The 13,161-nt window shown below is 37.3% G+C and carries 12 protein-coding genes and 1 pseudogene; all 13 read left to right on the top strand.

Translation table 11 applies throughout. The features are described from left to right. Positions 1 to 77: 77 nt before the first annotated feature. The 13 genes and pseudogenes from Q5W13_RS10270 (at position 78) to Q5W13_RS10210 (ending at position 13,029) form a co-directional block, all read left to right on the top strand. Positions 78 to 1,280, top strand: coding sequence for a beta-ketoacyl-[acyl-carrier-protein] synthase family protein (locus tag Q5W13_RS10270; RefSeq protein WP_304446231.1), 1,203 nt, complete (start codon positions 78 to 80; stop codon positions 1,278 to 1,280). After that, the gene (locus tag Q5W13_RS10265) at positions 1,280 to 2,344 is read left to right on the top strand and encodes a beta-ketoacyl synthase N-terminal-like domain-containing protein (RefSeq protein WP_304446230.1); all 1,065 of its coding nucleotides are present in this window, start codon (positions 1,280 to 1,282) and stop codon (positions 2,342 to 2,344) included. The genes Q5W13_RS10270 and Q5W13_RS10265 overlap by 1 nt, the downstream gene beginning before the upstream one ends. Next, a complete protein-coding gene (locus Q5W13_RS10260; protein WP_304446229.1) occupies positions 2,338 to 3,114 on the top strand; it encodes a polysaccharide deacetylase family protein in 777 nt (258 codons plus the stop codon). The genes Q5W13_RS10265 and Q5W13_RS10260 overlap by 7 nt, the downstream gene beginning before the upstream one ends. Then, positions 3,107 to 3,724, top strand: a complete 618-nt coding sequence (lolA2, locus tag Q5W13_RS10255; protein ID WP_304446228.1) for a flexirubin biosynthesis/transport protein LolA2 — start codon at positions 3,107 to 3,109, stop codon at positions 3,722 to 3,724. Before Q5W13_RS10260 ends, lolA2 begins: the two co-directional genes overlap by 8 nt. Then, positions 3,705 to 4,301 (top strand): flexirubin biosynthesis protein LolB2, encoded by a 597-nt coding sequence (lolB2, locus tag Q5W13_RS10250; protein ID WP_304446227.1) that lies wholly within the window; start codon positions 3,705 to 3,707, stop codon positions 4,299 to 4,301. The genes lolA2 and lolB2 overlap by 20 nt, the downstream gene beginning before the upstream one ends. A 10-nt stretch (positions 4,302 to 4,311) precedes the next feature. Beyond that, positions 4,312 to 4,914: a porin family protein gene (locus Q5W13_RS10245; protein WP_304446226.1), complete on the top strand. Its 603-nt coding sequence runs from the start codon at positions 4,312 to 4,314 to the stop codon at positions 4,912 to 4,914. Further along, positions 4,904 to 5,274, top strand: a pseudogene (locus Q5W13_RS25750) (ApeI family dehydratase). Before Q5W13_RS10245 ends, Q5W13_RS25750 begins: the two are co-directional and overlap by 11 nt. Before the next feature lie 5 nt (positions 5,275 to 5,279). Beyond that, positions 5,280 to 5,783 carry a hypothetical protein gene (locus Q5W13_RS10235; protein ID WP_304446225.1) on the top strand — a complete coding sequence of 168 codons (504 nt, stop codon included), beginning with the start codon at positions 5,280 to 5,282 and terminating at the stop codon, positions 5,781 to 5,783. Between the two features lie 114 nt (positions 5,784 to 5,897). Beyond that, positions 5,898 to 7,043, top strand: coding sequence for a DUF2062 domain-containing protein (locus Q5W13_RS10230; protein WP_438364190.1), 1,146 nt, complete (start codon positions 5,898 to 5,900; stop codon positions 7,041 to 7,043). Further along, positions 7,036 to 8,214 (top strand): MMPL family transporter, encoded by a 1,179-nt coding sequence (locus Q5W13_RS10225; RefSeq protein WP_304446224.1) that lies wholly within the window; start codon positions 7,036 to 7,038, stop codon positions 8,212 to 8,214. Before Q5W13_RS10230 ends, Q5W13_RS10225 begins: the two co-directional genes overlap by 8 nt. Beyond that, positions 8,157 to 10,721 carry a 1-acyl-sn-glycerol-3-phosphate acyltransferase gene (locus Q5W13_RS10220; RefSeq protein ID WP_304446223.1) on the top strand — a complete coding sequence of 855 codons (2,565 nt, stop codon included), beginning with the start codon at positions 8,157 to 8,159 and terminating at the stop codon, positions 10,719 to 10,721. The genes Q5W13_RS10225 and Q5W13_RS10220 overlap by 58 nt, the downstream gene beginning before the upstream one ends. After that, positions 10,721 to 12,268 (top strand): phytoene desaturase family protein, encoded by a 1,548-nt coding sequence (locus Q5W13_RS10215; protein WP_304446222.1) that lies wholly within the window; start codon positions 10,721 to 10,723, stop codon positions 12,266 to 12,268. The genes Q5W13_RS10220 and Q5W13_RS10215 overlap by 1 nt, the downstream gene beginning before the upstream one ends. Further along, entirely contained in the window at positions 12,268 to 13,029 is a 762-nt protein-coding gene (locus tag Q5W13_RS10210; protein WP_368662517.1) for a cupin-like domain-containing protein, read from the top strand. Before Q5W13_RS10215 ends, Q5W13_RS10210 begins: the two co-directional genes overlap by 1 nt. Positions 13,030 to 13,161 lie beyond the last annotated feature (132 nt).

Here is a 13,161-nt window from a genome sequence, read left to right as displayed (position 1 = left end):
TAAGCGCTATTTAAGAATCGCACTTAAGACCAATATTCGTATTTTTATTATTATATCTATAATACTTCCAAATTAATATGGGAAAGGGCGTAGCAATTACGGGCATGGGTGCTATTTCTGCCATTGGAGACAATGTGCAAGAAAACTATAATGCGCTAGTTTCTGGCGAGGTAGGTATTTCTAGAATTTCAAAAATAGATACCGTGCATAAGGACGATATTATGGTTGGCGAAATAGAAATGACCAATGACCAACTGAAACAAAAATTGGGAATCGCCAAAGAAGAAGCTGTGTCCAGAACTGCTCTTTTAGCCATGATTGCTGCTGATGAAGCTATTTCACAAGCTGGAGTTACCGATATAAACGATTGCGAAACCGGACTCATTTCAGGAACTACCGTGGGTGGCATGGACCAATCTGAAAAATATTATTTTGAATACCTAGAAAGTGACGAGCATTGGGGTCATATAAACGGACTTCATGCAGGAGACTCTACCCAAAAACTTGCAAACCACATAGGGCTAACGGAAAGTTTTGCTTCAACCATAAGTACAGCTTGCTCCTCTGCAGCCAACGCAATTATGTTGGGTGCACGTATGATAAAATCAGGTCAATTAGATCGTGTTATTGTTGGCGGGACAGATAGTCTTTGCAAATTTACCATCAACGGTTTTAAGACCTTGATGATTCTATCCGATACGCACAACACTCCTTTTGATGATGAAAGAAAAGGGCTTAACCTTGGTGAAGCCGCTGCCTATCTAGTTTTAGAATCTGATGAGATTGTAAAAAGAGATAACAAAAAAGTATTAGGCTACGTAACTGGTTATGGCAATGCAAATGATGCCTACCACCAAACCGCATCTTCCGAAAATGGTGACGGAGCTGTTCTGGCCATGGAAAAAGCATTGAAAGTAGCAGGTTTAGACCCATCTGATATTGATTATGTGAATGCACATGGTACCGCAACACCAAATAATGACCTTTCCGAGGGTCGTGCGTTACTAAGAACATTTGGAGAAAACGTACCAGAATTTAGCTCAACTAAAGCATTTACAGGCCACACATTGGCAGTAGCAGGCGGTATTGAAGCTGTTTATTCAGTTTTGGCATTACAGAACAATATAATTTACCCTAACCTGAACTTTACAACTCCAATGAAGGAATTTACCCTGCTTCCGCAGACCACGGTAAAACAAAAAGAATTACGCCATGTACTCTCTAATTCATTTGGGTTTGGAGGGAATTGCTCTACTTTAATCTTTTCTAAAGAAGCCTAATGAAACCAGTTTATATAAATAGCGTAGGTTCGGTTTCGGCCCAAAAGACTTTTGAAAACAACGAGTTTCTTAACGAGATTACGGACTATAACGACACCGTTATTCATGTAATTGACCCCAACTATAAAGAATACATTCCCCCAGCAGCTGCACGCCGTATGGCACGCGGTATAAAGATGAGCACAGTAAGCTCTAAAAATGCCCTTACAGAAGCTGGTATAGAGAATGTAGACGCGATTATTGTAGGGACAGGATTAGGTTGCATTGGTGATTCTGAACGTTTCGTAAGCGACATCATCAAAAACGACGAACAATTTTTAACTCCTACTCGTTTTATACAATCCTCACACAATACCGTGGCCGGGCAAATTGCATTGGGCCTTGGCTGTAAAGGACATAATTTCACCTTTGTACATTCAGCTGTTTCTTTTGAGTCATCATTGATTGATGCCAAAATAATGCTCGAAAATGACGAAGTTAATACCGTGCTAGTTGGCGGAGTAGATGAGCTTGTTGAACATCACGTTACAACCCACCGTTTAATTGGTCATATTAAAAAAGAACCTGTAGCATTCAAGGAACTTTTACAATCAAAGACCGAGGGCATGGTAATGGGTGAGGGGTCTCACTTTTTTGTGCTTTCCACAGAAAAATCGCCTTCTACGTATTCAGAATTGGTTGCCGTTAAAACGTTCAACACCCTTTCTAAAGAACGTGTCGAAGGAAAAATAGTTGCTTTTCTAGAACGTCAACACCTTAGCTTAAACGACATAGACCTTATTATACTTGGTAACAATGGCGATGTTAACTATGACGGTTATTACGAACAACTCAGCACTACCCTATTTAACGATACGCCACAAGCATATTACAAACATCTTTCGGGTGAATTTGATACCGCAACTGGATTTGCATTTTGGTTGGCGAATAAAATCCTAAAGACACAGAATATTCCTGATGTTGTGAAACTAAACGCTATTGAACCATCCGACCTAAAGACTATATTAATTTACAATCAATACAGAGGAGAAAACCATAGCCTCACCTTAATTCGCAAATGCTAAAGCGGAAGAATGTAAATACCGCTATTATTTTTCTTTTGCTTCCCTTGGTTGCATTATATTTTTTAGGTTACGTACCGTTGTGGTCCATTTTTTCAATTTTGATTATTTGGTTCTTTATCACACTTTTTGGTTCGTTTTTTGTCCGATGGAACTATCACCTTACTTCATTAAGCTCCAATAAAAACACGCCTAATAATTGGGTATCCATAACGTTTGATGATGGCCCAAACCATAAATTTACCCCCAGAGTTCTGGACTTATTAGCTAAATATAACGCAAAGGCCACTTTCTTCTGTGTTGGTCAACAGATTGAAAAGCATCCTGAAGTTTTAAAGCGAATACTATCTGAAGGTCATAGCATAGGTAACCACACCTACTCACATTCTAAAAGCTTTGGTTTTTTCCCCTTTGATAAAATTCTAAACGAACTGAATAGAACGGAAAACTTAGTATCTGCATTAACAGAAAAAAAATTAAAACTCTATCGCCCAATTTTTGGCGTTACCAACCCGCAGATTGCAAAAGCGGCAGAACATAAAAAAGTACATTCTATTGGCTGGAACGTGCGTTCATTAGACACCACTTTTAGGTCGGAAAAAACCATTTTAAAGCGCATTACGGGAAAGGTTTCAAAGGGCGATATTATATTACTGCATGATACCAGTGAAAAAACAATAGTCGTTTTGGAACAGTTATTGTTATTTTTGCGAGAGAAAAATCTGAGGTCGGTCACGGTTGACCAGCTACTAGAAATCGAAGCGTATGCATAAGATACTTTTTCTTATATTTTTTATTTCCCTTGGAGCGTTTGCTCAAAAAGAAATGACCCCAACAGAAGCTGCTGCCCTAAAGGCTAAAGTAAAGACTAGGGCAGATGCTACTACCACGGTAATGAGTGAATTTACGCAATACAAGCATTTAGACTTCTTGTCCGATGATATTGTATCGCAGGGTAAACTTGCTTTTAAAGTTCCTAATTTGGTAAAATGGGAATACACCAAACCTTTTGCTTACTCGGTCTTGTTTAAAGACGAAACATTGTTCATAAACGATGATGGTAACAAGAGCAATATGGATGTAGGCTCCAACAAGATTTTCAAACAGCTCAACCAGCTTATTACGGCCAGTATACGTGGTGATATGTTTGATGACAATGAATTCAATATCAAATATTTTAAAATAAACGATTCTAGTTTGGTGTACTTTCTTCCGAAAGATGAGCAATTCTCCAAATTCATTAAAGCTTTTCACCTTTCTTTTAATGCTAAAGGCGATGTAACCGAAGTGAAGATGATCGAACCATCAGATGACTATACACAAATTAAGTTTACTGATCGTGTCGTGAATAAAAACTTGTCAGATGCGGTTTTTACTCAATAGTCTTTGTTTTTTTCTATTACTAGGCTGCGCCTCTTACCCTGTTCAAAATGGGTTTGAGTCTAAAAGCGATTCACCTCAAGAAACTTTAAACCCCTATTTTGCGAATGCCGAAAAAGATTATGTCTACAAGGCCAAAATAGATGCGTTCAATAAATCATTTGGTGGTATTTTTATCGTTAAAAAATTAGGCCCTGAACATCATCGTATTGCTTTTACCACAGAAATAGGAAATACTATTTTCGACTTTACTTTTGAAGGTGACGATTTTAAAGTAAATCGAATTTTAAAAGAGTTAGACCGAAAAATACTTATCAATATTTTGAAAAGGGATTTTAAGGCGCTTATACAAGAGCAATCCCCAGTAAAAAATCATTTTTCATTAAAGAACGATGATATACTACAGACGGATATTCTCTCTAAAAAACATTATTTTCATTATACCAACAATCAATTAAATAAGATTGTTAGAGTGGACCGAAACAAAGAAAAAGTAGATTTTAGTTTTACCAACATAGATGGCCAATTTGCAAACGAAATTGAAATAGCACATCATAATTTCAAGCTTCAATTGCACTAAAAGCATTCAAATGAAGACATTAAAACTTTTTATACTCGCTATGGTCCTTTGCAATATAGGAACAACTGTAGCACAAACTCGCCCAGGTATAAAGGCAGGTTTAAACAGCTCTAACATCAGTAATACGGCACTAGATACAAAATCTGGAATTTATATTGGCGCTTTCGCAGACATTCCAATAACGGATTACTACTCTTTGCAGCCAGAACTTCTGTATTCTAAACAAGGTGGTAAATCTAATTCACCTGCCTATGGCGATGTAAATATAAATTACGTCTCTATTGGCCTACCTAATAAATTTTATGTGACTCCGGATAAAGGGCTCCACTTTATTCTTGGTCTGGGTCTAGATATTAACTTTGAGAACAATTTTGTTAACTTGACCAACTTTAACGGTGATGATGAAATTTCACCTGTTGATGTTACTGTTCTTGGAGGAATTGGCTACGAGTTTGGTTTTGGTTTGATTCTTGAAGCACGATACAAGCAAGGAACCATAAGTGTTGATTTCTTTGGTGAAGATGACCTTTATAAAGAAACAGGGAGTAACCTAAATGGCGTTTTTCAAATAGGTGCCGCGTATAAATTTAAATTGTATAAAAATGCTGATTGAAGGGTTATACACCGTAGAAAGTTTTGAAAAAGAAGAGCAAACAGTAAAAGCTACTGTAAAGCTTAATGCTGCACATAAGGTTTTTAAAGGCCATTTCCCATGGTAACCCAGTAATGCCAAGGTGTTTGTATGATTCAAATAATTAAAGAATTAACTGAACAGGCCACAGGCAGAACCTTATTTCTCTCAGTTGCTTCGAACGTTAAGTTTATGGCTATTATCAATCCTGAGAAGAATGACACTATACAACTTACATTAACCGTTACAGAAGAAGGTGATACGGTAAAAGTGAAGAACACCACTACTTTTGACGACACATTGGCTTTAAAGCTTAGCGCTACTTTTACTGTTTTAACCTAGATGTTATGAATTTAAAACTAGTACTATTTACAATATTTTCTTTCTTAACTGTTGCCGTTGCAATAGATTTAAAGGAAATAAGATCTGCCTATATTGAAGCGGTGGACAATGAAAGTGCCACCAATGCGCTTCATGAAGATTTGATTTCAGTTTCCAAAACTGATGATAAAACACTTGTTGCCTTTAAAGGAGCGGTATCTGCCATGATGGCTAAATATGCCAAGGGTATAAAAGACAAGAAAACTTTCATGAAAGAGGGCAAGGAACTTTTGGAGTATGCTCTAGAAGCAGACCCAAATAATGTAGAAATACACTGTATTAGGTTAAGCGTTCAAGAGAATGTACCCAAGATTACGGGTTACACCAAGAACATTGAAGAAGACAAGCAGTTTATACTCAATAACTACAGTTTCATCTCCAATAAAAATAGTAAGAATTTCGTTAAAGGATATATTCTAAAATCCGAGGCTTTTACCGAAACGGAAAGGCAATTGCTACAAGGGTCGTAATACGTATCTTTGTAGAAAATTCGAACCGGTTTTCTGAACCCTTTGAAAAAATTGCTCGTGTCAACCCCTATTCCAACACTTCAAAACACCATGCAGCAACTTAATTGCTGTGTAATGGTACCGACCTATAATAATGCGGGCACCTTAAAGCGGGTACTTGACAGTATTTTGGAACGAACTACTTCTATCATAGTTATAAATGATGGAGCTACCGATAACACGGCGGCCATTCTAAAAGAATATCCAACTCTACAGCAAATTCATTTACCGGAGAATAAAGGCAAAGGAAACGCGCTTCAGGTAGGTTTTAAAGCTGCTATATCCCATGGGTATGATTACGCCATAACCATAGATTCTGACGGACAACATTTTCCAGAAGACCTTTCTGTGTTCTTAGATGAGTTGCAAGCGGAAGAATCTCCCAACGTGCTCTATATTGGCTCGCGAAACATGCAACAGGAAGATGTACCTGGCAAAAGTAGTTTTGGTAATAAATTTTCTAACTTTTGGTTTTGGTTTGAAACGGGTACTAAACTACAAGATACACAATGTGGTTACCGACTCTATCCTTTAAAACAACTAAAGGATTTAAAATTTTACACACCAAAATTTGAGTTTGAAATAGAGATAATCGTGCGTTTGGCATGGAACGGCACCTTAGTTAAAAATGTTCCCGTACGTATTTTGTACGATGAAACGGAAAGGGTTTCTCACTTTAGAACTGTACCTGATTTTGCGCGTATAAGCGTACTCAATACTTGGTTGGTCATTGTTGCCATCATCTATATAAAGCCACGCAACTTCATTCGGAAAATAAAAAAAAAAGGTTTTAAAAAATTCCTTTTAGAAGATTTGCTTCGCAGTGATGATAAGCCAAAAACAAAAGCCCTATCCATAGCACTAGGTGTTTTTCTAGGCATTGCTCCTTTCTGGGGTTTTCAGACCATACTCGTTTTTGCACTGGCAGCCCTTTTTGGCTTGAACAAGGCTATTACCTTTGCTTTTTCTAACATTAGCTTGCCTCCTTTAATTCCGTTTATTATATTTTTCAGTCTTAAAATAGGCGCAATGATAACAGGTGAAGAGATTTCTTTTTCTATGGAAAACATAACCGAAAAATTTGACTTTCTTCAGAACCTTAAAACGTATCTCATTGGTAGCTTTATCCTAGCTTCCTTATCCGCACTTTTTTTTGGAATTGTTGGCTATATATCTCTTATATTCTTTGGAAAGAAAAAAATGGTTGTAGATAATGGGTAGTTTCTTTTTTAGGGCATATCAATTCATTGCACGGAAACGAATGTTATCCGTATCGGCACTTGTTGTCGTTCTTATAGGGTTATCTATTATTGTATCTAAAATTCAGTTTGAAGATGATATCACCTCTTTAATTCCGGCAAACGAAGAAGCACAGCGTGTTCAAAAGGTTTTAAAGTCTATTACGTTTACGGATAAGATTATCATAAACATACAAAAAGAGGAAGAAGGCACCGTAGACGACCTTACCCGATATGCCAAAGATTTGCTGGATAGTCTGGAGCAAAATCAATCGGAATTCATCAAAAACATACAAGGCAGAGTTAATTCTGATGATATACCCAAAACGCTAGATTTAGTTTACGAAAACTTGCCGCTCTTTTTAGAAACGGACGACTATTCCAATATCACAAAAAAAATAAGGCCTGACAGTATTGCCAAAGTTACTGCCGAAAATTACCGAACACTTGTTTCTCCATCTGGTATAATCGCTAAGAAAACCATAATTAAAGACCCATTACGGCTCTCTTTTATTGCGCTTAAACGGTTACAAGAATTAGGTGTTGGTGATGATTTTAAATTGAAAAATGGCTTTCTCTTAGATAAAGAAGAAAAGAACATTCTTCTGTTTCTTACCCCAGCCTATGGCTCAAATGAAACCGATAAAAACTTACCTTTTTCAAATGCGCTTTATGACCTACAGGACAAACTCAACAAGTCTTACAAGGCAAAAGTACATAGTGAGTATTATGGTGCAGCCTTGGTTGCTGTAGCCAATGCCAAACAGATTAGAAGCGATATTCAGTTTACGGTAAGTATTGCCATGACCTTGCTTATCATTATTTTAATGCTGTTCTACCGAAAGCTGGCATTGCCATTTATTCTCTTCCTACCCACGTTGGTTGGTGCGCTATTGTCTATTGCTTTTCTGTGTATAATTAGGGACAAGATTTCCGCTATTTCATTAGGTATTGGCTCTGTTCTTTTAGGCGTTACGCTAGATTATGCCCTGCATATTCTTACACATATACGAAACGGAAATGGCGCAGAGAGTCTTTATAAAGAAGTAGCCCCTTCCATTTTAATGAGCAGTCTTACCACGGCATCTGCCTTTTTATGTCTGTTGTTTCTAGAGTCTCAAGCATTACAGGACCTGGTATTTTTGCTGCCGTAAGTGTTCTTGGCGCTTCAGTTTTTGCCCTACTCTTCGTTCCACAAGTGTATTCTCCTAAAAAAGCGGTGAGTTCCAGACGGACGATTTTAGACCGAGTAGCATCTTTCGACTTTCATAAATCAAAATGGGCCATTATAGTATTGGTGCTGTTTTCTGTTATTAGCATATTCACATATAACAAAGTTGTTTTCAATAAGGATATTGCCAAGTTAAATTACGAAACAGAAGTTTTACAGGAGGCACGGAAACGATTGGAAACCTTAACGGACATCAGTTCAAAATCTATATATCTCTCAACATACGGCAAGGATATACAAACTGTTTTGACGCAAAACGATTCGCTTTATGACGAGCTAAAGATTCTTGAAGAGAAGAAGAAAATATTGAGTTTTAGTTCTGTTGGCGGACTCATACGTGCCAAAAAAACGCAAGAGGAAAAAATTGGAAGGTGGAATGATTTCTGGACTCCGTCCAAAATCAATACAACCAAAGCAAACCTTATTGAAAGCAGCAAAGAGTTTGGGTTCAAACCTACCACATTCTCCCAATTTTACGACTTGCTGAATGATGACTTTCAACCTATGGAAGTAACTGCGTTTGATTCTATAAAATCATTTTCGCTTGATGATTATATCGTTAACGACGAAAACGGAACCACCATAACCTCACTCGTAAAGGTAGATGATGACCATATTGATGCTTTGCGCGAACGTTTTGAAAACTCCCCTAACACCTTACTCATTGACCGTCAACAGGTAAATGAAACATTTTTAGGGAATTTAAAAAATGACTTCAACAGTTTAATTGGGTATTCATTTCTAGTTGTTCTGCTTATTCTATTATTATTTTACCGCAGTCTTTCACTTACGGTAATAACTAGCCTTCCCATTTTCCTTACTTGGTTTTTGAACGTGGGTATTATGGGCCTTTTCCATATTGAATTCAACATTTTTAATATCATCATCTGTAGTTTTATATTTGGTCTAGGTGTTGATTATAGTATTTTTATCACCAATGGATTGCTTACCGAATACCGAACAGGAGAAAAGGTACTCCACACCCATAAAACCTCCATATTACTATCGGTCATCACAACAATTGCCGGCGTAGGGGTTTTAATTTTTGCAAAGCATCCTGTTTTATACACCATTTCTACGGTGTCGCTAATAGGTATTCTATCCGCTGCATTCGTGGCTTTTACACTGCAACCATTACTGTTTAAACTCTTTATTGGAAGTGCAGATAAGCGACCTATTTCCGTACGCTATTTTATTCATTCCGTATTATCATTTGGATATTTTGGTACAGGAGGATTTTTACACTCTATCTATGGAGTAATTAAATTAAAACTATCACCAAATAGCCAAAGGAAAGAGAACCTAGGTTTTCATAAATCGGTTTCAAAATTGATGGGTTCTGTTCTATACACTAATCCGTTTGTATCTAAAAACATAAGAAACCCACATAACGAGACTTTTGAAAAGCCCGTTATGATTATAGCCAATCATACCAGCTTTTTAGATATTCTTGCTATTGGTATGTTACATCCTAAGATTATATTCTTGGTAAATGACTGGGTGTATAACTCACCCGTATTTGGTAGCGCAGCAAAACTAGCTGGAGCCTATCCCGTTTCTGGAGGTATTGAAAATGGTGAAGCTATATTGAAAGAAAAAGTAGCCCAAGGGTTTAGTATAATTGCTTTTCCGGAAGGCACGCGTTCATCAACCAACAAAATCAAACGTTTTCATAAAGGAGCTTTTTATTTGGCACAACAGTTTGAATTGGATATTCTTCCGGTGCTTATTCATGGGAATTCTGAAGTATTGCCTAAGGGGAGTTTTATTATTAGAGATGGAAAAATCACGATAGAGCTTTTACCGAAAATAGATGCACACGATACGCAATATGGCAAAAACTATAGCGAGCGTGCTAAACAACTAGGAGCATATTTCAGGAGTGAATTTAGAAGACTAAGAGATGAGATTGAAGATGAGAATTATTGGGATAAAGCACTTTTAGAAAACTATGGATATAAAGGCGATGTTATTTACAAAGCAGTTAAGCTAGATATAGAAACCAATAGAAAAACGTACTATTCTCTTCTACAAGAGGTAGGAAAAAAGAGCAAGATTGTTCATTTATCCAGAGATTTTGGGCAATTAGACCTGCTTCTTGCTTTAGATTCTTTTGATAGAAAAATTACGGTGAGCTTAGAAAACAAAGAAGCGTCCGTCTTACTTAAAAGTAATTTCCTAACTAAAAATTATAGTAAAATAGAAGTAGTTGATACTGTAGCCGAAGCCCTGAAAACCGTGGCCGATGTATTGTTAATAGATATGGAAATTGAAATAACACAACTCACCAATCTTATGGTAAATGAGTTTGAAACTATTATCTTATTAAAAGAGGCACGGCATATAGATTTAGCTCCGCTAGAAGCATTAGGTTTCGTTACTAGCCAACAAAATGATAACTTTAGGCTACTTAAAAAGATACGCAGTTAATGAAAGAGCATTATGACGTAGTGGTGGTTGGCAGTGGCATGGGCGGTCTCGTTTCTGCTATTATCATGGCGCGCGAAGGTAAAAGCGTCTGCGTATTGGAGAAAAATAACCAGTACGGAGGCAACCTCCAAACTTTTGTTCGCGAACGTACTATTTTTGATACCGGTGTTCATTATTTAGGCGGCTTGGAAAAAGGACAGAACCTCTATCGTTATTTTGAGTATCTAGATATTTTAGACGGACTCAACCTTACTCGCTTAGATAAAGATGGTTACGACCTTATTACTTTTGATGGCGATGAAAAAGAATACCCACATGCGCAAGGCTACCCAAATTTTGAGCGCCAACTAGTAGAAAGGTTTCCAGAAGAAAAAGAAGCCATTCACCAATACTGCAAAAAGCTTCAAGACATTTGTAATCAATTTCCTCTTTACAATCTAAAACTTGGAAAACCATATCATGAAAACACAGAGCTTTTCACCTTACCTGCCAAAGAATATATAGACTCCGTCACTCAAAATAAAAAGCTACGCGCCGTACTTGCTGGCTCCAATCTTTTGTACGCAGGAGAACCAGATAAAACTCCTTTTTACGTGCATGCGCTCTCCGTAAACTCATACATTCAAAGCTCATACAGGTGTGCCAATGGTGGTAGCCAGATAACCAAATTACTCATTAAGAGATTAAAAGAAAGTGGTGGTGAAACCTATAAACATAGTGAAGTAACCCAGTTTAATGTTGAAGAGAAGCAAATAGTTTCTGTCGTAACAAAAAAGGGTGATGTCATTAAAGGCGACTTATTCATTTCTAATATAGAACCAAAGGTTACCGTAAAAATGGTGGGAGCGGCACATTTTAGAAAATCGTACGCCAACCGTATTGAAAGTATTGACAGTACCATCTCGGCATTTAGTATTCACATTGTGCTAAAGCCGGAATCATTCAAATATCTAAACCATAACTACTATCACTTTAAAGATTACAAATCGGTTTGGAACTCGCATAACTACACTCAAGAATCATGGCCAGAAGCCTATATGGTTTCTATGGGTACACGTAAGAACCAAGGAGAATGGGCTGATCAGCTTACCGCTATTACCTATATGCGCTATGAAGAGCTAAAACCTTGGTCTGGCACCTTCAACACAGTATCTCACAAGAATAGTCGCGGGGAAACTTACGAAGAGTTCAAAGAAGCCAAAATAGAAGCATTTTTAAAAGTGCTTGAAGAAAAATTTCCGCATATTCGCGAAAGCATACAATCCGTTCATACTTCTACCCCACTATCCTACAGAGATTATATTGGTAGCAATGAAGGCTCTATGTACGGTTACGCCAAAAATTACAACATACCTTTAAAAACTTTTATTTCTCCACGAACCAAAATAAAAAATCTATTTTTTACGGGCCAAAGCATTAATATGCATGGTATTTTAGGAGTGACCATTAGTAGTGTGGTTACCTGTTCCGAAATTTTGGGCAGTGAATACCTATTAGATAAAATTATTAAAGGGAGTACGAATACCAACGAAAAAATAGATGCATAATGGGACAGTTTAAAACAACTCCAGTAGAACGAGTAGAAAACATCTCAAAGGCTGACTTTATAAAAAACTACTACAAACCGCAAAAGCCAGTTCTGATTACCGGATTGACAAAAGATTGGCCAGCGTTTGAAAAATGGAAATTAGATTACATCCAAAACCTGGCGGGAGATCAAATTGTTCCTTTATACAATAATGAACCAGCCAAGGATAAGGAAAGTGTATACGCGCCGAAGAAGAAAATGAAGCTGAGCGAGTACATAGAAATTCTTAAAACCGAACCTACGGACCTGAGGATTTTCTTTTATAATATTTTAAAGGAAATGCCGGAACTGCTCAAAGATTTTGAGTACCCGGATATTGGATTAAAATTCTTTAAAAAACTTCCCGCATTATTCTTTGGAGGAGGAACATCCAAAGTATTCATGCACTATGATATTGATTTACCAGATAGCATGCATTTTCATTTTGATGGCGACAAGATTGTTAACCTCTTCTCACCAGAACAAACAAAATACCTGTACAGAGTCCCTTTTTCCATTCATAATATTGAAAGCATAGATATGGATAATCCGGATTTTGAGAAATTTCCAGCACTCCAATATGCCGAAGAAATTCGTGCCGAGATGAAACATGGCGATGCTCTCTACATGCCTAGCGGTTACTGGCATTCTATCCGGTATTTGAACGGTGGGTTTTCTATGACGTTACGTGCGTTACCAAGGCACCTGGGCGTTTTGCCAATATGCTTTATAACGTTATGATTATGAGGCACATTGATAATATTACTCGAAAATACCGAGGTCAAAAATGGTTGGATTACAAAGACCGATGGGCCATAAAACGCACTGAAAAGAATCTAAAAGCTAAAAAACACAGTTAGAGCACCGTACTTT

Source organism: Zobellia laminariae, assembly GCF_030553095.1.
GTDB classification, from domain to species: Bacteria; Bacteroidota; Bacteroidia; order Flavobacteriales; family Flavobacteriaceae; genus Zobellia; species Zobellia laminariae.
Note: the sequence above shows the minus strand (reverse complement) of the source record. Positions and strands in the feature narration are given on the sequence as shown.

Bases quoted from the DNA above. Each gene is read 5' to 3' on its own strand.
- Q5W13_RS10270 (WP_304446231.1), top strand. From the start codon at position 78: ATGGGAAAGGGCGTAGCAATTACGGGCATGGGTGCTATTTCTGCCATT.
- Q5W13_RS10265 (WP_304446230.1), top strand. From the start codon at position 1,280: ATGAAACCAGTTTATATAAATAGCGTAGGTTCGGTTTCGGCCCAAAAG.
- Q5W13_RS10260 (WP_304446229.1), top strand. From the start codon at position 2,338: ATGCTAAAGCGGAAGAATGTAAATACCGCTATTATTTTTCTTTTGCTT.
- lolA2 (WP_304446228.1), top strand. From the start codon at position 3,107: ATGCATAAGATACTTTTTCTTATATTTTTTATTTCCCTTGGAGCGTTT.
- lolB2 (WP_304446227.1), top strand. From the start codon at position 3,705: ATGCGGTTTTTACTCAATAGTCTTTGTTTTTTTCTATTACTAGGCTGC.
- Q5W13_RS10245 (WP_304446226.1), top strand. From the start codon at position 4,312: ATGAAGACATTAAAACTTTTTATACTCGCTATGGTCCTTTGCAATATA.
- Q5W13_RS10235 (WP_304446225.1), top strand. From the start codon at position 5,280: ATGAATTTAAAACTAGTACTATTTACAATATTTTCTTTCTTAACTGTT.
- Q5W13_RS10230 (WP_438364190.1), top strand. From the start codon at position 5,898: ATGGTACCGACCTATAATAATGCGGGCACCTTAAAGCGGGTACTTGAC.
- Q5W13_RS10225 (WP_304446224.1), top strand. From the start codon at position 7,036: ATGGGTAGTTTCTTTTTTAGGGCATATCAATTCATTGCACGGAAACGA.
- Q5W13_RS10220 (WP_304446223.1), top strand. From the start codon at position 8,157: ATGTCTGTTGTTTCTAGAGTCTCAAGCATTACAGGACCTGGTATTTTT.
- Q5W13_RS10215 (WP_304446222.1), top strand. From the start codon at position 10,721: ATGAAAGAGCATTATGACGTAGTGGTGGTTGGCAGTGGCATGGGCGGT.
- Q5W13_RS10210 (WP_368662517.1), top strand. From the start codon at position 12,268: ATGGGACAGTTTAAAACAACTCCAGTAGAACGAGTAGAAAACATCTCA.